25 protein-coding genes are annotated in these 24452 nt (G+C 55.3%); 20 read left to right on the top strand and 5 right to left on the bottom strand.

Annotation, left to right across the window (positions count from 1 at the left end):
* Window positions 1-5: 5 nt before the first annotated feature.
* The gene (locus VSR74_RS11360; RefSeq protein WP_347794830.1) at window positions 6-1310 is read left to right on the top strand and encodes an oxaloacetate decarboxylase subunit beta; all 1305 of its coding nucleotides are present in this window, start codon (window positions 6-8) and stop codon (window positions 1308-1310) included.
* Window positions 1311-1359: 49 nt separating this feature from the next.
* A complete protein-coding gene (locus VSR74_RS11355; RefSeq protein ID WP_347794829.1) occupies window positions 1360-2067 on the top strand; it encodes a hypothetical protein in 708 nt (235 codons plus the stop codon).
* A 31-nt stretch (window positions 2068-2098) separates the two neighbouring features.
* On the opposite strand, the gene degS is transcribed toward VSR74_RS11355, so the two are convergent.
* From degS to zapG, 3 genes are all read right to left on the bottom strand, one after another.
* Window positions 2099-3163 carry an outer membrane-stress sensor serine endopeptidase DegS gene (gene degS, locus VSR74_RS11350; RefSeq protein ID WP_347794828.1) on the bottom strand — a complete coding sequence of 355 codons (1065 nt, stop codon included), beginning with the start codon at window positions 3161-3163 and terminating at the stop codon, window positions 2099-2101.
* Between the two features lie 85 nt (window positions 3164-3248).
* Complete coding sequence (gene degQ / locus VSR74_RS11345; RefSeq protein WP_347794827.1) at window positions 3249-4616, bottom strand: serine endoprotease DegQ; 1368 nt, start codon at window positions 4614-4616, stop codon at window positions 3249-3251.
* A gap of 168 nt (window positions 4617-4784) precedes the next feature.
* A complete protein-coding gene (gene zapG, locus VSR74_RS11340) occupies window positions 4785-5183 on the bottom strand; it encodes a Z-ring associated protein ZapG (protein ID WP_347794826.1) in 399 nt (132 codons plus the stop codon).
* A 196-nt stretch (window positions 5184-5379) separates the two neighbouring features.
* Between zapG and zapE the strand changes: the two genes are divergently transcribed.
* From zapE to VSR74_RS11250, 18 genes are all read left to right on the top strand, one after another.
* Window positions 5380-6507 (top strand): cell division protein ZapE, encoded by a 1128-nt coding sequence (zapE, locus tag VSR74_RS11335; protein ID WP_347794825.1) that lies wholly within the window; start codon window positions 5380-5382, stop codon window positions 6505-6507.
* A gap of 285 nt (window positions 6508-6792) precedes the next feature.
* A complete protein-coding gene (gene rplM, locus VSR74_RS11330; RefSeq protein ID WP_347794824.1) occupies window positions 6793-7221 on the top strand; it encodes a 50S ribosomal protein L13 in 429 nt (142 codons plus the stop codon).
* Window positions 7222-7236: 15 nt separating this feature from the next.
* On the top strand, window positions 7237-7629 hold the full coding sequence (rpsI, locus tag VSR74_RS11325; protein WP_000829815.1) for a 30S ribosomal protein S9: 393 nt from the start codon (window positions 7237-7239) through the stop codon (window positions 7627-7629).
* A 297-nt stretch (window positions 7630-7926) separates the two neighbouring features.
* Complete coding sequence (gene sspA, locus VSR74_RS11320) at window positions 7927-8565, top strand: stringent starvation protein SspA (protein ID WP_015962805.1); 639 nt, start codon at window positions 7927-7929, stop codon at window positions 8563-8565.
* Between the two features lie 4 nt (window positions 8566-8569).
* On the top strand, window positions 8570-9061 hold the full coding sequence (sspB, locus tag VSR74_RS11315) for a ClpXP protease specificity-enhancing factor (RefSeq protein ID WP_347794823.1): 492 nt from the start codon (window positions 8570-8572) through the stop codon (window positions 9059-9061).
* Window positions 9062-9201: 140 nt separating this feature from the next.
* Complete coding sequence (gene nanR, locus VSR74_RS11310) at window positions 9202-9975, top strand: transcriptional regulator NanR (protein WP_347794822.1); 774 nt, start codon at window positions 9202-9204, stop codon at window positions 9973-9975.
* Window positions 9976-10109: 134 nt separating this feature from the next.
* On the top strand, window positions 10110-11003 hold the full coding sequence (nanA, locus tag VSR74_RS11305) for an N-acetylneuraminate lyase (protein ID WP_347794821.1): 894 nt from the start codon (window positions 10110-10112) through the stop codon (window positions 11001-11003).
* Window positions 11004-11156: 153 nt separating this feature from the next.
* Window positions 11157-12647 (top strand): MFS transporter, encoded by a 1491-nt coding sequence (locus VSR74_RS11300; protein ID WP_347794820.1) that lies wholly within the window; start codon window positions 11157-11159, stop codon window positions 12645-12647.
* 14 nt (window positions 12648-12661) lie between these two features.
* On the top strand, window positions 12662-13351 hold the full coding sequence (locus tag VSR74_RS11295; protein WP_347794819.1) for an N-acetylmannosamine-6-phosphate 2-epimerase: 690 nt from the start codon (window positions 12662-12664) through the stop codon (window positions 13349-13351).
* Window positions 13348-14226: an N-acetylmannosamine kinase gene (gene nanK / locus VSR74_RS11290; RefSeq protein WP_347794818.1), complete on the top strand. Its 879-nt coding sequence runs from the start codon at window positions 13348-13350 to the stop codon at window positions 14224-14226. The genes VSR74_RS11295 and nanK overlap by 4 nt, the downstream gene beginning before the upstream one ends.
* Window positions 14220-14690, top strand: a complete 471-nt coding sequence (gene nanQ / locus VSR74_RS11285) for an N-acetylneuraminate anomerase (RefSeq protein WP_347794817.1) — start codon at window positions 14220-14222, stop codon at window positions 14688-14690. The genes nanK and nanQ overlap by 7 nt, the downstream gene beginning before the upstream one ends.
* Before the next feature lie 651 nt (window positions 14691-15341).
* On the top strand, window positions 15342-15890 hold the full coding sequence (locus tag VSR74_RS11280) for a fimbrial protein (RefSeq protein ID WP_347794816.1): 549 nt from the start codon (window positions 15342-15344) through the stop codon (window positions 15888-15890).
* Window positions 15891-15969: 79 nt separating this feature from the next.
* Window positions 15970-18627: an outer membrane usher protein gene (locus tag VSR74_RS11275; RefSeq protein ID WP_347794815.1), complete on the top strand. Its 2658-nt coding sequence runs from the start codon at window positions 15970-15972 to the stop codon at window positions 18625-18627.
* A gap of 11 nt (window positions 18628-18638) precedes the next feature.
* Entirely contained in the window at window positions 18639-19373 is a 735-nt protein-coding gene (locus VSR74_RS11270; RefSeq protein ID WP_347794814.1) for a fimbria/pilus periplasmic chaperone, read from the top strand.
* On the top strand, window positions 19374-19874 hold the full coding sequence (locus VSR74_RS11265) for a fimbrial protein (protein WP_347794813.1): 501 nt from the start codon (window positions 19374-19376) through the stop codon (window positions 19872-19874).
* Window positions 19871-20347, top strand: coding sequence for a fimbrial protein (locus VSR74_RS11260; protein ID WP_347794812.1), 477 nt, complete (start codon window positions 19871-19873; stop codon window positions 20345-20347). The genes VSR74_RS11265 and VSR74_RS11260 overlap by 4 nt, the downstream gene beginning before the upstream one ends.
* Window positions 20348-20364: 17 nt before the next feature.
* Complete coding sequence (locus VSR74_RS11255; RefSeq protein WP_347794811.1) at window positions 20365-20880, top strand: fimbrial protein; 516 nt, start codon at window positions 20365-20367, stop codon at window positions 20878-20880.
* Between the two features lies 1 nt (window position 20881).
* Window positions 20882-21721: a StfH/YfcO family fimbrial adhesin gene (locus VSR74_RS11250; protein ID WP_347794810.1), complete on the top strand. Its 840-nt coding sequence runs from the start codon at window positions 20882-20884 to the stop codon at window positions 21719-21721.
* Window positions 21722-21758: 37 nt separating this feature from the next.
* Here VSR74_RS11250 and VSR74_RS11245 read toward each other — a convergent pair whose 3' ends face one another.
* Window positions 21759-22847 carry a PDDEXK nuclease domain-containing protein gene (locus tag VSR74_RS11245; RefSeq protein WP_347794809.1) on the bottom strand — a complete coding sequence of 363 codons (1089 nt, stop codon included), beginning with the start codon at window positions 22845-22847 and terminating at the stop codon, window positions 21759-21761.
* A gap of 177 nt (window positions 22848-23024) precedes the next feature.
* On the bottom strand, window positions 23025-24443 hold the full coding sequence (gene gltD / locus VSR74_RS11240; protein ID WP_347794808.1) for a glutamate synthase subunit GltD: 1419 nt from the start codon (window positions 24441-24443) through the stop codon (window positions 23025-23027).
* Window positions 24444-24452 lie beyond the last annotated feature (9 nt).

The raw sequence follows: 24452 nt of genomic DNA, 5'->3' as shown, positions 1-24452 counted from the left end.
CAGATATGGAGAGTCTGAACGCCCTGCTTCAGGGCATGGGGCTGATGCACCTCAGCGCAGGCCAGGCGGTGATGCTGCTGGTCAGCCTGCTGTTGCTGTGGCTGGCGATTGCGAAGAAGTTCGAGCCGCTGCTGCTGTTGCCGATTGGCTTCGGCGGCCTGCTGTCCAACATCCCGGAAGCGGGTATGGCGATGACGGCACTGGAGAGCCTGCTGGCGCATCACGATGCCGGGCAACTGGCGGTGATAGCCGCGAAGCTCAACTGCGCACCGGATGTTCACGCCATCAAGGAGGCACTGGCGCTGGCATTACCGTCGGTGCAAAACCAGATGGAAGCGCTGGCGGCGGATATGGGTTACACGCCGGGCGTGCTCGCGCTGTTCTATAAAGTGGCGATTGGCTCCGGCGTTGCGCCGCTGGTGATCTTTATGGGCGCGGGGGCGATGACTGACTTCGGCCCGCTGCTGGCCAACCCGCGCACGTTGCTGCTCGGCGCGGCGGCGCAGTTCGGCATCTTCGCCACGGTGCTCGGGGCGCTCGGCCTGAACTACCTCGGCTTCATCCACTTCACCCTGCCGCAGGCGGCGGCGATAGGCATTATCGGCGGCGCGGACGGCCCGACGGCGATCTACCTCGCCAGTAAACTGGCGCCGGAGCTGCTCGGGGCGATTGCGGTGGCGGCGTACTCTTATATGGCGCTGGTGCCGCTGATCCAGCCGCCGATCATGAAGGCGCTGACTACCGAAAAAGAGCGCAAAATCCGCATGGTGCAACTGCGCACGGTAAGCCGTCGGGAGAAAATCGTCTTCCCGGTGATCCTGCTACTGCTGGTGGCGCTGCTGCTGCCGGACGCCGCGCCGCTGCTGGGGATGTTCTGCTTCGGTAATCTGATGCGTGAAAGCGGGGTGGTGGAACGGCTGAGCGACACGGTGCAAAACGGGTTGATCAATATCGTCACTATTTTCCTCGGCCTGTCGGTGGGCGCGAAGCTGGTGGCGGATAAGTTCCTGCAACCGCAGACGCTGGGCATTCTGGTACTGGGGGTGATCGCCTTTGGCATCGGGACGGCGGCAGGGGTATTGATGGCGAAATTGCTGAACAAATTCAGTAAGAATCCGATTAACCCGCTTATTGGTTCGGCAGGCGTCTCGGCGGTGCCGATGGCGGCGCGCGTGTCTAATAAAGTGGGTCTGGAAGCGGACGCGCAAAACTTCCTGCTGATGCATGCGATGGGGCCGAACGTGGCGGGCGTGATTGGCTCAGCCATCGCTGCGGGGGTGATGCTGAGGTATGTTCTGGCGATGGCCTAACGCTATGCAGAGCGGGTCTTCACACTTTTTACGATGTAAGGATACGAATATGAGTCAAATAGCAGCATTACGGCCGGCGATCGGCGCGTCGTCCATGGAAGCTGTTCTGAACAGCGTTAAGGAATCGACAGATGAACTCGAACAGTTGCAGCCAGTACTTAATCTTTTAGCGCATCCTGCTCTGACGTTGCGCACTCACGAAATGTTTCGCTCTTGCTATAGCGTCGGGGCGCAAAATGCCCACAGCGACAACACGTTTATTGCGGAAAAGTTGCCTTCGACGCTGCGACAATCGGCCGTCAGCCTGCAAAGTATTGGCCTGTTATGCGCGGCGGCGGGCAAAATGAACACCCTGCGCAAGCCGATGGCGCACAATCGATTATGTGATTATGCGGGGCAGTTCGCGGTCGATAGCGTTCCGGAATCCGCTCAGATTAAGGATTCGTTCCTGACGGTGCGTAGCATTGCATTGCCGGTTTATCAGCGCCTGTTACGCGATGGACACTCGCACCCGAACTGCGTACATCAGGTGTTGTTGCATCTGTTGGCGTGGAAAAGTGAGTCGCAGTGGGTGAGGCAACAGGCTCAGCGTGTGCTGTGGCAGGGAGGCATCCTGGGAGAAAATGGTACGGAAGAACTTGAACTGTTAGACAGCGAGATGGCCGTGCGACAATTTGCCTGGCCATCGCTGTGGTCGCTGCTGGCGATAGCGGGGTTTTTGGTTCGCTACCCCGCCGGGCCGATGTTTATTGATTAATACAGACTCCCCCGTAATGGGGGAGCCTCTGTTAGTTTGACGCCGGGTACTCCTGAATCGTGACCTTCAGCGTCAGCTTCTTATCATCACGCATCACCTCGACCGGAATTTCTGAGCCCGGGCGGATCTCGGCCACCTGATCCATCGTTTCCAGCGCGGAGAGCGCCGGTTTGCCATTAACGGATGTGATGACATCATTTACCTGAATACCCGCCTGGGCCGCCGGGCCGCCAGCGGTCACTTCATTGACCACGATCCCCTGGATCTGATCCATTCCTCCGCCTTGCGTATGCAGTGGGGCGATCTCTCTGCCGCCAATGCCGATATAACCACGGATCACACGGCCATCGCGGATCAGTTTATCCATAATTCTGGTGGCCAACTGGAACGGGATGGCGAAGCTCAAGCCTTCCGGTGTTTCGCCATCGTTGCTTTTATCGAAGGAGAGGGTGTTGATACCCATCAGCTCGCCCAGCGAGTTAATCAACGCGCCGCCGGAGTTACCGTGGTTGATGGAGGCATCTGTTTGCAGGAAATTCTGTCGCCCGGTCGGGTTCAGGCCGATACGCCCGGTGGCGCTGATGATCCCCTGGGTGATGGTCTGCCCCAGGTTGTAAGGGTTGCCAATTGCCAGCACGACATCCCCAATGTGCGGTACGCGTTTCGGGTTAATTGGAATAACCGGCAGCCCACCGGTGGCGTTAATTTTGAGTACAGCCAGATCGGTGAGCGTGTCGGAGCCGACCAGCAGCGCTTCGAATACGCGGCCATCCTGTAGCGCGACGATGATTTGGTCGGCATCGTTGATCACATGCTTGTTGGTAATGATATAACCGCGCTCATCCATGATCACCCCAGAGCCGAGGGTGCGGATCTCCAGTTGATTTTGACCCGTGTTGTTCAGGCCACGGTTATAGACGTTCACTACCGCGGGCGCAGCACGGCGCACGGCCTGGTTATAGCTTACCGGAGATTCGTCCGAGCTGGTGAGCGTGGTGGTCGCGGTCGTCCACTTGCGTAAAGAGGGCATCGCGGCCAGCAGAATGCCACCGACAATAAAACCAATTGCGATAGAACGTAAAAGCTTTGCAAGCATGATCAGGTATCGTTGATGAATAAACGTTCGCAGCATACCACGAGTTCACCGGACATCACATTGTCTGCAATGTCCGGTGAGGCGGTTAACGCAGAAGCAGATAAATGCTCTCTTCCCCGCGCATGACGTTCAGTGCGATAACGGACGGTTTGGTTTCCAGCACTTTACGCATCTCCGCGATGGACTGTATGCGCTGGCGATTGATACCGATAATGACATCATCTTTATGTAAGCCGACCTGCGCTGCAGCGCTGCCTTTTTCGACGTCGCTGATGACAACGCCTTTGGTGCCGTCTTTCAACTGACCGTCGCTTAAGGATGCGCCTTGTAGCTGCGGTGCGATCATATCCGCGCTGGCAGTGGCGGAGGTACTCTTATCGAGCGTCACCTCGACTTCCAGCGGTTTACCGTCGCGCAGCAGGCCCAGTTTCACTTTCGAACCCGGTTCTGTGGTGGCGATGCGTGAGCGGAGTTCCGCGAAACTGCTCAGTGCTTTTCCGTTCAGGCTGACAATCACATCCCCGGATTTGACGCCTGCTTTTGCCGAGCCAGAGTTTGGCAGCACTTCGCTGACAAACGCTCCGCGCTGAACGTTGAGGTTAAATGCTTTAGCGATATCGGCGCTCATCTCCATGCCGCGAATGCCAAGCAGGCCGCGTTTGATTTCGCCAAACTGAATAAGTTGCTTCGCCAGAATTTGCGCCATGTTGCTGGGGATGGCGAAACCAATGCCGACGCTGCCGCCGCCTGGGGCGAGGATCGCGGTGTTGATGCCAATAAGCTCTCCGTTGAGGTTCAGCAGCGCCCCGCCGGAGTTACCCCGGTTAATGGAGGCATCGGTCTGAATAAAGTTTTCCAACCCTTCCAGGTTCAGCCCACTGCGCCCCAGTGCGGAGACAATCCCGGAGGTCGCGGTTTGCCCGAGGCCAAAGGGGTTGCCGACGGCGACAGCGAAATCACCAACGCGCAGTTTATCGGAGTCGGCGATGGCGATTTGCGTCAGTTTGCTTCCGCCCTGAATTTGCAGCAGAGCAATATCGCTTTGATCGTCGCTGCCGATCAGTTTGGCATCAAACTCACGGCCGTCGTTTAACTGAATGCTGATTTTTTGCGCCTGGCTTATTACGTGGTTGTTGGTCAATACGTAGCCTTTAGCGGCATCAATAATGACACCTGAACCCAGCCCTTCAAACGGCTGTGCAGGTTCGTTACCGCCTTGTTCTCCGAAGAATTTTTTTAGCTCTTCCGGCACGCGCTGGTCTGGCGTTGCCGTGCCTTCCACCTGTACGCTCACCACGGCTGGCAGCACTTTTTCCAGCATTGGCGCGAGGCTAGGCAGCGCTCCTTGTCCCGGAACCTGAGTGGGAATGGATGCGCTGGCCACCTGAGGCACGGCGCAGGATAGCCCGACACTTAACGCTAATGCACTCAACAGCAAAGTAGATTTATTCATTGATGCTGGCTCTCCTGACCTGAGGTATAAAGGCATGCTTCCCAAACGGTCTGATGTTATTGAATTTTTATCAGAGGAACAATGCGGATATTGACTAAATATAGTCGGCGTGGGGCGAAGTGACGGGCGCAACAGGCGCGCCCGTGAAATAAATTGTTCGTCAGGAGGTTAGTCGCGTTTTGCGCCGCTACGCAGCAGGCCAGACGCGCCTTCTGAGTAGTCTCGCGGCATTTGTACAGGAGCCTGATCGTTACCGGCTTCAGATTCCGCCAGACGGTTGCGGAACGGGTTGGACTCCGCGCTCATTTCAGGCAGCAGATTGCTGGAGCTTTTCGCCATGTGCTGATAGAGCTGACGATAGTCATCCGCCATGTTGTTCAGCAATTCCGCACTGCGCGCAAAATGGCTCACTAACTCTTCGCGATACTCTTCCAGCTCGGCTTTATTTTTTTCCAGCTCGTATTGCAGGGCCTGTTGTTGACGCAATTTGCGATTGCCGAAACGCATGGCCACAGCACCGATAATAATGCCGACAACGAGCCCAATTAGCGCATATTCCCAGGTCATGAACATCTCCCATTGTTTTGTGGTTCCGTAGGGTATTGGTTGCCAGGCACTCCTTGCCTGTACCAGATACTGCCACTATAACCGCTTATTCCGCAGAAGTGGAATCCTGGCGTATCATCGCGTAGTGTAGAACGGCACTTTTTTCGCCAATCGTGAAGTAAGACATACCGGTTTTCAAAGGAATAACAATTAGATCATGCAAAGCCTGTCCCCCACATCGCGCTATCTTCAGGCCCTCGAAGCGGGTACCCATCAGCCTGATGATGTCCAGCGAGAGGCGGTAAATCGCCTCGATACTATTTACCAGGAACTGCTCGCCAATCGAACGACGCCTGTCCAAAGCGGCAGCGGTCTGATGGCAAAATTCGGAAAATTGCTTGGCAAGCGAGAGGCGGAGGCCAACACGCCTGTTCGCGGCCTGTATATGTGGGGCGGCGTAGGGCGGGGGAAAACCTGGCTGATGGATATGTTCTATCACAGCCTGCCTGGCGCGCGTAAACAGCGCCTGCACTTTCACCGTTTTATGCTGCGCGTACATGAAGAGCTGACGCAGCTTCAGGGGCACAGCGACCCGCTGGAGATTGTCGCTGAGCGTTTTAAAGCGGAAACGGACGTGCTCTGTTTCGATGAGTTTTTTGTCTCGGATATCACCGACGCCATGCTGCTCGGCGGCCTGATGAAAGCGCTCTTCTCGCGTGGGATTACGCTCGTCGCCACCTCGAACATCCCGCCGGACGAGCTTTATCGCAATGGCTTGCAGCGCGCGCGCTTCCTGCCAGCCATCGATGCGATTAAATCCCACTGCGACATCATGAACGTTGATGCGGGCGTCGATTACCGTCTGCGCACGTTAACCCAGGCGCATCTTTGGCTTTCGCCGCTAAACGACGAAACGCGCGTGGAAATGGACAAACTGTGGCTGGCGTTGGCCGGGGCACAACGCGAGCATGCGCCAGCGCTGGAAATCAACCATCGCTCGCTGCCGACGCTGGGCGTTGAGAATCAAACGCTGGCGGTCTCCTTTACGACGCTGTGTGTTGACGCGCGTAGCCAGCACGACTACATCGCGCTCTCGCGTCTGTTCCACACGGTGATGTTGTTCGATGTGCCGGTGATGACGCCAATGCTGGAAAGCGAGGCGCGGCGCTTTATCGCGCTGGTGGATGAGTTTTATGAACGTCACGTCAAGCTGGTGGTGAGTGCGGAAGTGCCGCTGTACGACATTTACCAGGGTGAGCGGCTGAAGTTCGAGTTCCAGCGTTGCCTGTCACGTCTGCAGGAGATGCAGAGTGAAGAGTATTTGAAACGGCCGCATATGCCATAAATACCACCCTCTCTCTGCGGGAGAGGGCCGGGGTGAGGGCATCAGGCCGCACACCCCCTATTAAAAACCCTCGATCAAAATCACAAATAAGGGTCGATCTTTAACCCCGACTTCTCTATAATCTTGCGACCCCACGTTACAAGAAGGTTTTTTTCCCGAAACTTTCTGTGTGCTGGCATTAGCTATTCGAAGGGGTAGGTTTGCCGGACTTTGTCGTGTGAACCTCAACTGACTAAACGTTTGGGTGTTCACCAACGTGTAACTATTTATTTGGGTAAGCTTTTAATGAAAACTTTTACAGCTAAACCAGAAACCGTTCAACGCGACTGGTATGTTGTTGACGCGACCGGTAAAACTCTGGGCCGTCTGGCTACTGAACTGGCTCGTCGCCTGCGCGGTAAGCATAAAGCGGAATACACTCCGCACGTAGATACTGGTGATTACATCATCGTTCTGAACGCAGAAAAAGTTGCTGTAACCGGCAACAAGCGTACTGACAAAATGTACTACCATCACACCGGCCACATCGGTGGTATCAAAGAAGCGACCTTCGAAGAAATGATTGCTCGCCGTCCTGAGCGTGTGATTGAGATCGCGGTTAAAGGCATGTTGCCAAAAGGCCCGTTGGGTCGTGCTATGTACCGTAAACTGAAAGTTTACGCAGGTAACGAGCACAACCACGCGGCACAGCAACCGCAAGTTCTTGACATCTAATCGGGATTATAGGCAATGGCTGAAAATCAATACTACGGCACTGGTCGCCGCAAAAGTTCCGCAGCTCGCGTTTTCATCAAACCGGGCAACGGCAAAATCGTTATCAACCAACGTTCTCTGGAACAGTACTTCGGTCGTGAAACTGCCCGCATGGTAGTTCGTCAGCCGCTGGAACTGGTCGACATGGTTGAGAAACTGGATCTGTACATCACCGTTAAAGGTGGTGGTATCTCTGGTCAGGCTGGTGCGATCCGTCACGGTATCACCCGCGCTCTGATGGAGTACGACGAGTCCCTGCGTGGCGAACTGCGTAAAGCAGGCTTCGTTACCCGTGATGCTCGTCAGGTTGAACGTAAGAAAGTCGGCCTGCGTAAAGCACGTCGTCGTCCTCAGTTCTCCAAACGTTAATTGGTTTCTGCTCAGGCAGAATACAATTTGCGCAAAAACCCGCTTCGGCGGGTTTTTTTATGCATGCAATATTGGAGGGTTCTGGGTTCTTTTTCCGGATTTCCAGAATCCACTCACCACAAGCCGTGCAAAATCTGGTAAACTATCATCCAATTTTCTGCCCAAATGCGGGTGATTGTTCAATTTTTGTTTGGTTTGCAAGCAGGAATACCACTCAACGCAGGATGGGGACACACTTCTGGCTAGCCACTGTGTGGCTGGTAGCAGTAAAAATTCTGAATATACCTGGAGGTTTTCATGGCTGTCGCTGCCAACAAACGTTCGGTAATGACGCTGTTTTCTGGTCCTACTGACATTTATAGCCATCAGGTCCGCATCGTGCTGGCTGAAAAAGGTGTCAGCTTTGAGATAGAGCACGTGGAAAAGGACAATCCACCGCAGGATCTGATTGACCTCAACCCGAATCAAAGCGTACCGACACTGGTAGATCGCGAACTGACTCTGTGGGAATCCCGCATCATTATGGAATACCTGGATGAGCGTTTCCCTCATCCGCCGCTGATGCCTGTTTACCCGGTCGCACGTGGTGAAAGCCGCCTGTACATGCAACGTATTGAGAAAGACTGGTATACGCTGATGAACGTCGTCATGACGGGGTCTGCGGCTCAGGCTGACGCTGCACGTAAGCAACTGCGCGAAGAGCTGTTGGCGATTGCGCCGGTCTTCACCCAGAAGCCGTACTTCCTGAGCGATGAGTTCAGCCTGGTCGACTGCTACCTGGCACCGCTGCTGTGGCGTCTGCCGGTAATGGGCATTGAAATGGCTGGCGCGGGTGCGAAAGAGCTGAAGGGCTACATGACCCGCGTCTTCGAACGTGACTCTTTCCTTGCCTCCTTAACGGAAGCCGAGCGCGAAATGCGCCTTGGCCGGGGTTAACTGAATGGATGTGTCACAGCTTTCTCCGCGCCGCCCATATCTGCTTCGTGCATTTTATGAGTGGCTGCTGGACAACCAGCTTACGCCGCATTTGGTCGTTGATGTTATGCAGCCAGGCGTTCAGGTGCCGATGGAGTACGCCCGTGACGGCCAGATAGTCCTGAACATCGCGCCGCGCGCGGTGGGCAACCTTGAGCTGGCGAACGATGAAGTTCGCTTCAACGCCCGTTTTGGCGGTGTTCCGCGTAACGTTTCCGTACCGCTGAGCGCTGTGCTGGCTATCTACGCGCGTGAAAATGGTGCTGGCACCATGTTCGAGCCGGAGACAGCCTATGGCGAAGATGCAGAAGGCTACAACGACGACCTTGAAGTCGTGGAAAACGAAACGGTGATGTCGGTCATCGACGGCGATAAGCCGGATCACGACGACGACACCGACCCGGACGATACGCCGCCGCCGCGCGGTGGCCGCCCGGCGCTCCGCGTTGTGAAGTAACCTGGTAAGAACAGACCCAAATGGGTCTGTTTTTTTTCATCTGAGACACAACATCTCCCGTCACGCATTTCAGCCGCACATTTTGTGATATGATGAAAACGCAGTAATTTTTCCCTATCTTTCCAGGTTAAACGGTACCTATGCGCGCATTTGATTCCAACTCAGAAGACACCATCGGCAATAGCCTGCGCCGCCGTCCGCTGGCGCGTAAGAAACTGTCCGAAATGGTGGAAGAAGAGCTTGAGCAGATGATCCGCCGCCGTGAATTTGGGGAAGGGGAACAGCTTCCGTCCGAGCGCGAACTGATGACGTTTTTTAACGTCGGTCGTCCCTCTGTACGTGAAGCGCTGGCGGCTCTCAAGCGTAAAGGGTTGGTACAGATCAACAACGGAGAGCGCGCACGCGTCTCGGTGCCCTCCGCCGATACGATCATCAGTGAGCTTTCCGGCATGGCGAAAGATTTCCTCTCGCATCCTGGCGGCATTGCCCACTTTGAACAGTTACGCCTGTTCTTTGAATCAAGCCTGGTGCGCTATGCCGCCGAACACGCCACGGATGAACAAATTGCGCTACTGAGTAAAGCGCTGGAGATCAACAGCCAGGCGCTGGATGACAACGCGCAGTTTATCCGCTCGGATGTCGACTTCCATCGCGTATTGGCGGAAATTCCCGGCAACCCTATCTTTATGGCAATCCATGTTGCGCTTCTCGACTGGCTGATTGCCGCTCGCCCGAAAGTGGCGGATCAGGAACTCCACGAGCACAACAATGTGAGTTATCAACAGCATATCGCCATTGTTGACGCTATCCGCGCCCGCGACCCGGACGAAGCGGATCGCGCTTTGCAAACCCACCTGAACAGCGTCTCTGCCACCTGGCACGCCTTCGGCAAAGCCAAAAAATCCCGCAAGTGATCCCATACCGGCGATCGAATTAGTGAAGTTGATCGCACAATAAGCTTTCTGTATTACGCTGCTGCAAAAGCGATCTGGTATAACAGGTATAAAGGTACACAGTTAATCCGATTAAACATCACTATGAGGTATGTATGGCTAGCAACTTACGGGGCGTAATGCCCGCGCTTCTTACCCCTTTCGACGCACAACAGAAGATTGATAAACAGAGCCTGCGTCGGCTGGTACGTTTTAACATCGAGCAGGGTATTGATGGCGTCTACGTGGGTGGGTCTACCGGGGAAGCGTTTATTCAGAGCCTCGCCGAGCGAGAAGAAGTGCTTGAAATTGTGGCGGAAGAGGGCAAAGGGAAAATCACCCTGATCGCCCACGTCGGCTGTGTTAGCACGGCGGAAAGCCAGCAACTGGCGACAGCGGCAAAACGTTATGGCTTTGACGCCGTCTCAGCGGTAACGCCGTTCTACTATCCATTCAGCTTCGAAGAGCATTGCGATCACTATCGCGCAATTATTGATTCGGCCGATGGATTACCGATGGTGGTCTACAACATTCCGGCGCTGAGTGGTGTAAAACTGACACTGGATCAAATCAACACGCTGGTCACGTTGCCGGGCGTCGGCGCGCTGAAACAGACCTCGGGCGATCTGTATCAGATGGAGCAGATCCGCCGTGAACATCCGGATCTGGTGCTTTACAACGGTTACGACGAAATCTTCGCCTCTGGCCTGCTGGCGGGGGCCGATGGCGGGATCGGCAGCACCTACAACATCATGGGCTGGCGTTACATGGGGATCGCGCAGGCGCTGAAAGCGGGCGATATCGCGAAGGCGCAGCAGTTGCAGCGCGAGTGTAACAAGGTGATCGACCTGCTGATCAAAGTCGGCGTCTTCCGTGGGCTGAAAACGGTGCTGCATTACATGGATGTGGTCTCCGTACCGCTGTGCCGCAAACCGTTCGCTCCGGTGGATGAGAAATTCCTGCCGGAGCTGAAAGCGCTGGCGCAGCAGTTGATGCAGGAACGGAGCTGACCCTCCCCCCGGAAAACCGCACACACATGACTATTGGCGCGGTCGGTTCCCTCTCCCTTGAGGGAGAGGGTTAGGGTGAGGGGGAGAACCCGCACCCATCCAAACACATTCATACCGAAGCGCGTGGGCTAAGCCCACCGCGGGAGACTCACCATGAGTACAACAACCCAGAACATCCCGTGGTATCGCCATCTCAACCGGGCGCAGTGGCGGGCATTTTCCGCCGCCTGGTTGGGGTATTTGCTTGATGGTTTTGATTTTGTCTTAATCGCCCTGGTGTTGACCGAAGTGCAGGGGGAGTTCGGTTTAACCACAGTACAGGCGGCAAGTTTGATTTCCGCTGCCTTTATCTCTCGCTGGTTTGGCGGCCTGATGCTTGGCGCAATGGGCGATCGCTACGGTCGTCGTCTGGCAATGGTCACCAGTATCATTCTTTTTTCGGCAGGAACCCTCGCCTGCGGCTTTGCTCCGGGCTACACCTCCCTGTTTATCGCCCGTCTGGTGATCGGCATGGGAATGGCGGGGGAATACGGTTCCAGCGCCACCTATGTCATCGAAAGCTGGCCAAAACAGCTACGCAATAAAGCCAGCGGCTTCCTGATTTCCGGCTTCTCCGTCGGTGCTGTTATTGCGGCACAGGTCTACAGCCTGGTCGTGCCCGTCTGGGGCTGGCGCGCGCTGTTTTTCATCGGCATTGTGCCAATCGTCTTTGCGCTGTGGCTGCGTAAAAACATCCCGGAAGCGGAAGACTGGAAAGCGAAACACGAAGGCAAAGCCCCGGTGCGCACGATGGTCGATATTCTCTATCGTGGTCAGTATCGGGTAATGAACATCATCATGACCTGCGTCGCGGGTGCATCGCTGTGGTACTGCTTTGCGGGTGAAGCGCGCATTGCCGGGCTGGTGGCGCTGCTGGGCCTGGTGTGCGCGATTATCTTTATCAGCTTTATGGTGCAAAGCAGCGGCAAACGCTGGCCGACTGGCGTCATGCTGATGGTGGTGGTGCTGTTTGCCTTCCTCTACTCCTGGCCGATTCAGGCTTTGTTGCCGACCTATCTGAAAACCGAACTGGCCTATGACCCGCATACGGTAGCAAATGTCCTGTTCTTCAGCGGCTTTGGCGCGGCGGTGGGCTGCTGTGTGGGTGGATTCCTCGGCGACTGGCTGGGCACCCGCAAAGCCTATGTGTGCAGTCTGCTGGCCTCACAGTTGCTGATCATTCCGGTGTTTGCGATTGGCGGCACAAACGTCTGGGTATTGGGCTTGTTACTCTTCTTCCAGCAAATGCTGGGGCAGGGGATCTCCGGGATCTTACCGAAGCTGATCGGCGGTTATTTCGAAACGGATCAACGTGCGGCGGGCCTCGGTTTTACCTACAACGTGGGTGCTCTCGGTGGTGCGCTGGCGCCGATCCTCGGGGCATTGATCGCCCAACGGCTGGATCTGGGTACCGCATTGGGTTCGCTCTCCTTCAGCCTGACATTTGTGGTGATCCTGCTGATCGGCCTTGATATGCCGACGCGCGTTCAGCGTTGGATCCGCCCGGAAGCGCTACGCACTCACGATGCGATCGACGGCAAACCGTTCAGCGGCGCGGTGCCGTTTGGCGGCGATAAAAGCGGATTAGCGAAAAGTAAAAGTTAACCAGGGATATGATGATGTCTTTACTTGAACAGCTTAATAACAGGATTGCGGTCTCCGGCGGTCTGATTGTTTCCTGCCAGCCGGTACCCAACAGTCCACTCGATAAGCCTGAAATCGTCGCGGCGATGGCGCTGGCGGCAGAGCAGGCGGGCGCGGTCGCGCTGCGTATTGAAGGTGTGGCGAACTTACAGGCCACCCGTGCGCTCGTTTCCATCCCGATAATTGGCATTCTCAAACGCGACCTTGATGATTCGCCGGTGCGTATCACGCCTTTTCCAGAGGATGTGGATGCACTGGCGCGGGCGGGGGCCGATATCATTGCCGTCGATGGTACAGATCGCCCTCGTCCGGCGAGCGTAGCGGCGTTGCTGGCGCAGATTCATCAGCACGGTTTACTGGCCATGACCGACTGCTCAACGTTTGATGACGGCATGGTCTGCCAGCGGCTGGGCGCGGACATTATTGGCACTACGCTCTCCGGTTATACCACGCCGCATACACCGGAAGAGCCAGACTTCGCGCTGGTGACATCTTTAAGCGACGCGGGCTGTCGGGTCATTGCCGAAGGGCGCTACAACACGCCAGCGCAGGCGGCAGAGGCGATGCGCCACGGTGCGTGGGCGGTAACGGTAGGGTCAGCCATTACGCGGCTGGAACACATCTGTCAGTGGTACAACGCGGCGTTAAAAAAGGCGGTTTCATGACCACGTTAGCGATTGATATCGGCGGCACCAAACTGGCTGCTGCGCTGGTGGATGATGCGCTGAACCTCGTGGCGCGTCGCGAACTTCCCACGCCGGGGAGCAAAACGCCGGATGCGCTACGCGCCGCTTTGCAGACGCTGGTTGAGCCGCTTGTCCCTCGCGCCACGCGGGTGGCGATTGCCTCAACCGGTATTATTCGTGATGGCGTTCTGCTGGCGATTAACCCTGATAATCTGGGCGGCCTGCTAAATTTCCCACTCACAAAAACGCTGGAAGCGATAACCGGGCTGCCTGCGTTTGCGGTGAATGACGCACAGGCGGCGGCCTGGGCGGAATATCATGCCCTGCATGGTGATTATCGTGACATGGTTTTTCTCACCGTTTCCACGGGCGTGGGGGGCGGCGTGGTAAGCAACGGCAAACTGTTTACCGGAACGGGCGGTCTGGCCGGGCATCTGGGGCATACGCTGGCCGACCCGAACGGGCCTATGTGCGGCTGTGGACGTCGCGGTTGTGTGGAAGCGATTGCCTCCGGGCGCGGGATTGCGGCAGCGGCACAGGGTGAACTCGCCGGGTGTGATGCCAGAACAATCTTTGCTCGCGCCGGGCAGGGCAATGACCAGGCGATTCAGCTTATCCATCGCTCGGCACACGCGCTGGCAAGATTAATCGCTGATGTGAAAGCGGCGACCGATTGCCAGTGCGTGGTCATTGGCGGCAGCGTTGGGCTGGCAGAAGGGTATTTAGCGCAGGTGGAAACATTTCTGGCGCAGGAGCCAGCCGTTTATCAGGTCACATTACAATCGGCGCACTATCTACATGACACCGGATTACTGGGGGCCGCGCTGCTGGCTCAGGGAGAACAATCATGGTAACTGGGGATATTCAGGCGTTAAGCTCTGCAGGATTGCATCCTGTGCTGGCCGAGGCGCTAACGCTGGCATTAACCGCACGTCCACAGGAAAAAGAGCCGGGGCGCTATGCGCTGCGCGGTGACGATATCTTTATGAATGTGATGGCATTTTCCACACAGCCTGCTGAGAGTAAAAAAGCGGAGCTGCATATGCAGTATGTGGATATCCAGCTTTTATTGACCGGAGAGGAGCGGATTTATTTCGGTGTCGGCGGGGCGGCACGGCAGTGTGAAGAGGTACATAAGGATGAGGATTATCAGCTTTGCAGCGCGATAGAGAATGAGCAGGCTGTGACGTTAACACCGGGTATGTTCGCAGTGTTTATGCCGGGGGAGCCGCATAAACCGGGGTGTAGCGTAGCGCTATCGCTGGATATTAAAAAAACGGTAGTTAAAGTCCGCGCCAGCTTGCTCGCGCCATTTTAATCCCGATATTTGTGGGCGCATGAGGCAAAAGGCATTCGTCCACAAGTTGATCCCCTTGTTTCATCGCTCTTCTTACCTTCTGAAAATATAATCAAATAATTAAAGAACTCTCTCAGAATAGATATTGTTTAATTTAAGATAGTGCGTGGCTGTTAATTTTATAGCAAATTTCATGATTTGATTTCTATATTATCTTTATGCATTTTGTGCTCTTTAAAATTACCACAATATTTTATTTCTGGATTTATTCTTTTGAATGCATTGTGCCGTTGAATATCAATGTGTATATTTTGATCTTCCCCGTTAGAAAAAAATGCTTTTTCTCTAATGCATAGGGTTTATTGCTTTACAATCGGAAAAAAGTTGTTCATGTTTTCGTGGTTATTTCTCTGGGGAATATTTCCCTAATGAATATCTATATTTAATATTTGTCTTTGTCACCACCTCAAATTATATTTTTCAACGTTCTCAACCAGCCTGTCGTTACAAGTCGTAAAGCGATTTTTGTCAACATTAAAATAAGCTCTTACACAAATAATATATATCATTAGCATCTCTTGTGTGATGTGGTGTGCCTATTATGTTGTTACTGACATGGCGTAGGAGAATGGGAATGAGGCTCTGCTTAAAATAATCATTTAAGGATGAACAATGAATAACACAGTAAAAATGGTGATTGCTGCCGCAATGACCATGGGCGTGGTTGCGTCTGCAAATGCGGTTAACACCGGTAAAGTGACTTTTAAAGGAAAAATCGAAGAGTCCCCGTGCTCTATCGTGGTTGGCGATGAAGATCAGACCATCAATATGGGTCATATCGGTACAGGTTCCTTGATTGGTGGTAAGAAAACGACTGCGGTCAGCTTCCATATCGGTTTACAGGACTGCACCTTCACTGACGAAAAGACAATGACCACCACTTTCCAGGGGGTAGGGGCGATCGCCACTCAGGATAACCTGGCGTTGATGGGCGTTTCTGGTGAACTGAAAGGCGCAAGCCTGGTGATCGGCGATAGCGCAGGTAATGCGAAGAAACTGGGTGACGCTATCTCTCAAAAACTGATTCTTAATTCTTCAGGCGTTGGTCTGGCGACTCAACAGGCTGACTTCAAAGCCTGGCTGGTGGGCGACACTGGCGGTACCTCCGTTGATCTGGGGGAATTTACCAGCGTGGCGAATTTCCAGATCGAATATCAGTAATCGTTCTTATGCTGCGTGGGCATTGCTCACGCAGCATTCATAACAAAAATAATAAGTTATTAAAGAGCCGGGTGAAATAATGGATTTTAATTCCCGATTTCGTGTTACTGCGCTGGCAATGTTGATCGGCGCAATTACCTCCGGATATTGGCAGGTGGCCTATGCTGATGACGTTGTTCAATTTAATACGCAGTTTCTTGATGTAAAAAACGGCGACCGTATTGATATCAACCGTTTTTCCCGCAAAGGTTATGTGCTGCCTGGGCAATATTCCTTACAGGTTGTGGTAAATAAATCCCCGCTGGCCGATGAGCAGCAAATTACCTATTTGAGTGATGATGACAACCCGGGTGATACCTATGCCTGTCTCTCGCCGGAACTGGTGGCGAAGCTGGGGTTAAAACCCGAAATCGTGAAAACGTTGCAGTGGGTAAAAGAGGGCGCTTGTCTGAAACCGGGCCAACTGGATGCGGTGGAAATTTCCGCCGATCTGACGCACTCGCAACTGAATATTATTATTCCGCAAGCGTATCTGGAATATACCGATCAAAACTGGGATCCTCCGGCTCGCTGGGATGAGGGCATCCCAGGGCTGCTATTTGATTACAACCTTAACGGTCAGTGGCGGCACAGCGAACAGAGCGATGGCAGTGATGATCATGATATTAGCGGCAACGGCACCGTCGGCGTTAACGTCGGGCCGTGGCGTCTGCGCGCCGACTGGCAGGGTAACTACCAGCGCGATAAGGGCGATGATTATAAAACCAGCCGTCACCAGTGGGACTGGAGTCGTTATTACGCTTTCCGCGCGCTGCCGCAAATCCACTCGCAACTGACCCTTGGCGAAGATAGCCTCAGTTCCGATATTTTCGACAGCTTCAACTTTATCGGCGCCAGCCTGCGTTCAGACGATCAGATGCTGCCGCCGAACCTGCGCGGCTATGCGCCGGATGTCTCCGGCGTGGCGAAAACCAACGCCAAAGTCACCATCAGCCAACAGGGCCGCGTACTGTATGAAGCGCAGGTTCCGGCGGGGCCGTTCCGCATTCAGGATATCAACGAATCGGTCTCCGGCGATTTACATGTGCGCATCGAAGAGCAGAACGGGCAGGTACAGGAATATAACGTCAGTACTGCCTCCATTCCGTTCCTGACGCGCCCAGGACAGGTGCGCTATCGGATGGCCACCGGCCGCCCGCAAAACTGGGATCACCATATGCGCGCAGACGCCTTCGCCTCGGGGGAAGCCTCCTGGGGGATCAGCAACGGCTGGTCGCTGTACGGCGGCGCGATTGGCGAAAACGACTACCAGGCGCTGGCGCTGGGGATTGGCCGCGACATGGCCGCGCTTGGGGCGCTGGCGCTGGACGTCACCCACTCCAGCACCCATTTGCCGGATAACAGCGCCTACGGCGACGGCACTATCCAGGGTAACTCGTTTCGCCTGAGCTATGCCAAAGACTTTGATGAAATGAACAGCCGCCTGATGTTTGCCGGCTACCGCTTCTCGGAAGAGAACTTCATGACCATGGGCGAATACCTCGACTCGCTGGAGTATGAGAACGAGCGCACCGGGCATGACAAAGAGATGTACACCGTCAGCTATAACCAGAGCTTTCAGGATATCGGCGTCACGGTCTATCTCAACTATACCCGCCACACCTATTGGGATCGGGGGACGGAAGATAACTACAACCTGATGATCTCGCACTATTTTGATATCGGCGATTTCAAAAACCTGAGCGTGACCTTCACCGGCTATCGCAACGAATATGACGATGAAACCGATGATGGCGTCTACCTCTCGCTTTCCATTCCGTGGGGCAATGACAGCACCGTCAGCTATAACGGCGCGTATGGTTCCAGCATGCACTCAAATCAGGTGAGCTATTACTCGCGGCTGAACGACGCCAACAACTATCAGCTCAGCGTGGGCAATAACGAGCATGACGCCAGCGTTAGCGGCTACTACAGCCATAAGGGCACCTGGGCCGATGTCGATGTCAGCGCCAACTATGAAAATAATCAGTACACCTCGGCAGGCATGACGCTGCGCGGCGGGGCGACGCTGACGGCGCAGGGCGGCGCGCTGCACCGCGTGGTGACGCCTGGCGGCACCCGTCTGCTGGTGGATGCCGAAGGGGTGTCGGATGTGCCGGTGAGCGGCTACGGCGCGCAGGTGAAAACCAACGCCTTTGGTAAAGCGGTGATCAGCGATGTGAACAGCTACTACCGCAGCCAGGCGCGTATCGACCTCAACAACATGCCGGAGAACGCGGAAGCGACGCAGTCGGTGGTGCAGGCCACGCTCACCGAAGGGGCGATTGGCTATCGTCACTTCTCGGTGATCAGCGGCGAAAAAGCGATGGCGGTGATCCGCATGCGCAACGGTGATTTTCCACCGTTCGGCGCAGAAGTGAAGAATGCGCGCCTGCAGACGGTCGGGCTGGTGGACGATGACGGCAATGTCTATCTGGCGGGGGTCAATCCGGGCGAGCGTATGCAGGTGAGCTGGGATGGCGCGGCGCAGTGCGAAATCGCCATGCCGGACCCGTTGCCGAAAGATCGCTTCAATGGCTTGTTCCTGCCCTGCCAGGGAGCAGGCCAGCCAGAGCGCGCGCCGAAACCGGAATCGTTAATTCAGGAACAGACGCATCGGCAAATGCCTGCGCCCGACCTGGCGGCGAATATCGCCACGCCAACGGCGACGACGCTCGCAGAGCAACCACGGAAATAAGGAAGAAAATCATGATGAAACGGATCGTTATCTGCGGGCTGCTGGCCGCCGCCACCACGGCGCACGCGGCGATTACGCCCGATCGCACACGCCTGATCTTTAACGGCGAGGAGAAGTCGATAAGCGTCACGCTGAAAAACGACAACAGCAAAAAACCTTACCTGGCGCAGGCCTGGGTGGAAGATGTTAACGGCAACAAGATCAACTCGCCGCTGACGGTGTTGCCGCCGGTGCAGCGCATTGAGTCGCTCTCCAGCGGCCAGGTGAAGGTACAGGGGATGCCGGGGCTGGCGTCTCTGCCGCAGGATCGCGAAACCTTGTTCTACTTCAACGTGCGGGAAATTCCGCCGAAGAGTAGCAAACCCAACACCCTGCAAATTGCCCTGCAAACCCGGATCAAGCTTTTTTACCGCCCGGCGGCCATCAGCAAGGTCGATATGCTTCATCCGTGGCAGAACAAGGTCACGCTGGTGAAAGAGGGCAGCCGTTATAAGGTGGTTAACCCCACGGCCTGGTATGTGGTGATCGGCGGCGCGTCTCCGACCGTTAGCGGTAAGTCGATTGAAAAATTCACCGCCCTGGTGCTGGCGCCCAACAGCAGCCAGATGATGAACATCGACGCCAGCGAGCTGGGCAGTTCGCCAGTGCTGACTTACGTCAACGACTATGGTGGCCGTCTGCCGCTGGTCTTCCGCTGTAGCGGAACGACGTGTGTGGTCGATGAGGCGAAAAGCGGGAAATCCTGAATGAAAAAACTCCTCTTAAGCGTACTGGCGCTCTCCTGCCTCTGCGCCAGTGGTCAGAGCCTGGCCGTCGGGGGGAAGACGGTGAATCTGACGTTACATATTCTGGTGGACGGCCCTTCCCCCTGTAGCGTGATCGGCGGCGATATCGATTTTGGCGACGTCGCGACCACGGGCATTGATGGCGGAACCTACGTACAGCCCATCAACTACAGCCTCAGTTGCGGCGCCAGCATCAGTAACGCTTTGCGGCTGCAAATTCAGGGTACCGCGGTGGAGATTAACGGCGAGTCGGTGCTATCGACCGATGTGCCGGGGCTGGGCATCCGGCTGCAAACCCGCAGCAATCAAAAGTTGCTGAAGCCAGGCACGACCGACTGGCTGAATTTTCTCTATACCGATGGCGAGCCCGCGCTGGAAGCGGTGTTGGTGAAAAACAGCAGTACCACCCTGGCGGCGGGAGAGTTCAGCGCCAGGGCAACACTGGTGGTGGACTATCAATGAAAAAATTACTGATAGCGCTGTACTGCGGTGTGGCTTGCCACTGCGCGCTGGCGGAAAACCTGACGTTTCATGGCCGATTGGTGACGCCGCCCATCTGTACCATCAACAACAATCAGACCATCGAAGTGCCCTTTGACGAGGTGGATATTGATGAGATTAACGGCGCCAATTTCGCGAAAGAGGTGCCGTACACCATCACCTGCGACAGCAGCGTGCGTTTCAGTTCAATGAGTATGACGTTGACGCTGCTCGGTACGCCGGTCGATTTTGATAACGCAGCGGTCGAGACCACGGTTAACGGCCTGGGGATCCAGCTCCGGCAGAACGACAGCGCGTTTACGGTGGGCAGCACCATCACCATCGACGAGCAGGCGAAGCCGACCATCAAAGCTGTACCGGTGAAAAAAACGGGCGTCGCGTTGCAGGAAGGCGCGTTTGAAGGTTGGGCGACATTACAGGTGGATTACCAGTGATGACAGGGAGAAAGACCATGCGAAAACCACTGTATGCGCTGCTGTTATGGAGCGCCGCGCTGTTGCCTGCTGAGGCGGTAGATAACGTCCATTTTACCGGCACCCTGACCTCCGGAAGCTGTGACCTGGTGCTGCAGGGCGACCTTCTGGATGAAGTGGTATTTCCCACGATGTCCACCTCCGGGCTGATGGCGCGCGGTCAGTCGGCGAAAGTGCCGGTGACCTTTGAACTGGAAAACTGCGACGTCAGTAGAAAGGGGCGCGTCAGCATCAAACTGACGGGCGCCGAAGATGGCGACCTGCCGGGTTATCTGGCGATTGACGGCGGCTCGGTCGCCAGCGGCATCGGCATTGGCATCGAAACGCTGGACGGCGCGGCCGTCGCTATCAATGGCAACAGTGGGACGACCTTTACCCTTGAGGCGGGTCATAACACGCTGCACCTCAATGCCTGGATACAGGCGAAAACTGGCGTCACTCCTGTGGCGGGCGACTTCACCGCCACGGCCACCGCGACCTTTGAGTATCTATAAAATGAAAAAACGACCCACTTTGCTGGCAGCGCTCTGCCTCTGTTTGAGCTTTTTCTTTTCTTCTGCGGTAACGGCGGTGCCGATGCTGCGTTCCAGTTTTATTACCGTGGAGTTGCTTTTCGCGAGGGGAAGCACAACATCTAATATTTATCTGGCGATATTAACTCCACAGGGGGTTTACCATGGTCAGTATTACATGGGATTGGCGGTTTATGCCGGAGACAATTTGGATATGGTCTCCTGGGATGGGCCGGAACCCGCCCCGGTACTGACACTCGAAAGCTACGGTAACACTGATGATAGCCGTTGCCCAGGAATCCCCAGTAAATTCCATTGTGGCTACTATACGTTACAAATCACGACTACCCTCGCGGATAGCGGCTGCCCATGGGTAGCATCCATTTATGCGGTGTCGTCGCATTACCTTGGCCCTGAAAAAGGAACGTATACCTCGCCGAAGACCTACGGCAGTGCCTGCCCCAATGTCCCGGTCGCGACCTACGATGTCTCCTGGAGCCCGGATTATATTCAGCATGAGAAAACCCTGCAGATGGCATCGACAGGAGGCACCGTTAGCCAAACGCTGCACACCTATCTGATGGAGAGCGGCACGTTGTGCGACGGCGGCCTGATGGATTCGCGCGGATCGTATTGCCGTTACGTCGGGGAACTGAGTTCAATAACCGTATTGGGGTGCAACAGTTCCAAAGTCACCTCCACCGCCATCAGGCTGGATCCGATGAACCAGGCGATCTACGACATCACGGTGAACGTCAACACCGCAGGCGGCGGAACGATCCAGTCCGATTGCAACTTTCAGTTTATTCTCAATGAGTTGTAGGTTTGATAAGGCGCTCACACGGTATCCGATGATGGGTTTATCGACGTCTGAATCCCGAGGTGAGCGCCTGCTGTGATCGAACAAGTTCTTCCTCAAGCCGCTTTTCATCGGGCAACTGCATCTTGTATTCGCTTGCCAGCACGGTGTTAGGCAAACCACTCAGCGCATAATGCGCTTCACCTGCGCCTTTTCCGGCGCAGAGAATGAGTCCGATGGGCGGATTTTCACCCGGCAGGGTCCATTGTTCTTTCGCATAATTCAGATACATGTTCATCTGCCCGGCGTCGGCATAGCCGAACTTACCGACCTTCAGGTCAACGATCAGCAGACAGCGTAAACGGCGATGGAAAAACAGCAGGTCTACCCGAAACCAGTTGTCGTCAATACGTAAGCGGCGTTGACGACCGACAAAGGCAAAATCATCCCCAAGCTCCAGCATGAAATCCATCAGATGGTTAATCAAAGCCTCTTCAAAATCGGATTCGGAGTACTCATCTTTCAGCTCCAGAAATTCCAGCACAAAAGGATCGCGTATTGCCTGCTGGGGCGTAACGTCAGCTACGATGGGCGGAGATTGCTGCAACATGGTTGATTTATCGTGTGACAACAAAGTTCGCTCATAAAACTGGGTGGCGATTTGTCGCTCAAGCTGTCGCACCGACCAGCCGCAGCGTAATGTCTCTTTTTCGTAAATGTTGCGGGCGTCAGGGTTTTTGACAGAAAGCAAACGGACGTACGTGGACCAGGGGAGGGGGAAAGATTTGGCAGACGCTGTCTGCCAAATCTTCGTCGATGGGAATGCTGCAGACAGTGTCTGGCGAATTTCAACATGTTGAAATAAGAGGTAAAAAAGCCTCATTTGGCGTAAGTTTTTTGCAGAAAACCCACGCTTATACCTTAGACTTAAATCCTTTGATAGCCGCTTGATAAGCTGTGTGCCATAAGCTGCCCTGGCCTCACCGCCTTGTTCAAATTCGACGATGCGTCGGCCTATTTCCCAGTAGGTTGCGGTCATCAGTGCGTTAACGCTACGCACCGTTTCCATCCGGGCGCTATCGACCAGATGAATAATACCGTCGTGAATCTGCTGATAACCTTCTGTCGTTTGTGCAGGGAGCGATTCCATCCTTTATCCCTCAGCGAGTGTTGAAAATAGAACAGCTATACGCCTGGAGTTCGCACGGAACAATCCACAGCAGCGTATTGCATTCATTTTCTTCAGGATATGCGAGGCGCTTTCCAGCAAAGGAGGGGGAATTAAGCGCCGCCACCCTTTTTTCGGGGAGGCGGCGCTGGGGCAGGTTTACACTTCCAGCCAGTTCATGATCCCGTCAGCCGCTTTCCGGCCTTCGGCGATGGCGGTCACCACCAGATCCGAACCCCGCACAATATCGCCACCGGCGAAGATTTTCGGGTTGCTGGTCTGGAAGGCGTTTTCACTGCCTTCCGGGGCGATGATGCGACCCTGCGAATCGAGCTCGACGCTGTGCGCTTGCAGCCATTCCATGCTATGCGGACGGAAACCAAACGCCATCACCACTGCATCTGCCGGAACCACATGCTCGGAGCCCGGAACGATCTCCGCACGGCGGCGGCCTTTCGCATCCGGCTGGCCCATCTCGGTGCGCGCCATTTTCACGCCGCTCACCTTGCCGTTAGCATTTACTTCAATGCCCAGCGGCTGCACGTTGAACTGGAATTCAACGCCCTCTTCACGCGCGTTTTTCACTTCGCGGCGTGAACCCGGCATGTTCTCTTCGTCACGACGATAGGCACAGGTGACGTGCGTAGCGCCCTGACGCACGGAGGTGCGCACGCAGTCCATCGCGGTGTCGCCACCGCCCAGCACCACCACGCGTTTGCCTTCCATGTTGATGTACGGCTCGTCCTGGTTCTCGCCAAAGCCCATGATTTGACGGGTATTGGCGATCAGGAACGGCAGAGCATCAAACACGCCGGAAGCGTCTTCGTTCTCCAGCCCGCCGCGCATCGACTGATAAGTCCCAACGCCGAGGAACACCGCGTCGTAGTCGCTGAGCAGCGTTTCAAGCTGTACGTCACGACCCACTTCGGTATTCAGTTTGAACTCAATACCCATGCCGGTGAAGATTTCGCGGCGGCGGGTCATGACCTCTTTTTCCAGCTTAAAGGCCGGAATACCGAAGGTCAGCAGGCCGCCGATCTCCGGGTGACGGTCAAAGACCACCGCTTTCACGCCGTTGCGCGTCAGCACATCGGCGCAGGCCAGGCCCGCCGGGCCAGCACCGATAATCGCCACTTTCTTACCGGTTTGCTTCACGCCAGACATATCCGGACGCCAGCCCATTTCAAACGCTTTATCGTTGATATAGCGCTCAATGTTGCCAATCGTCACCGCACCAAACTCATCGTTCAGCGTACAGGAGCCTTCACACAGACGATCCTGCGGGCAGACGCGCCCGCACACTTCCGGCAGGGTGTTGGTTTGATGCGACAGTTCTGCCGCTTCAAAAATACGCCCCTCGTTGGCGAGCTTCAGCCAGTTCGGAATGTAGTTGTGTACCGGGCATTTCCATTCGCAGTACGGGTTGCCGCAGGAGAGGCAGCGGTCTGCCTGCGCCTTGGCCTGGCCTTCGGAAAACGGCTCGTAAATTTCAACAAACTCGATTTTGCGGATCTTCAACGCTTTCTTAGCGGGATCAACGCGTTGCAGGTCGATAAATTGATAAACGTTCTGACTCATGATGACCCC

This window comes from Pseudocitrobacter cyperus (assembly GCF_039889165.1).
GTDB lineage: Bacteria > Pseudomonadota > Gammaproteobacteria > Enterobacterales > Enterobacteriaceae > Pseudocitrobacter > Pseudocitrobacter cyperus.
This window is presented reverse-complemented; position numbering and strand designations above follow the sequence as displayed.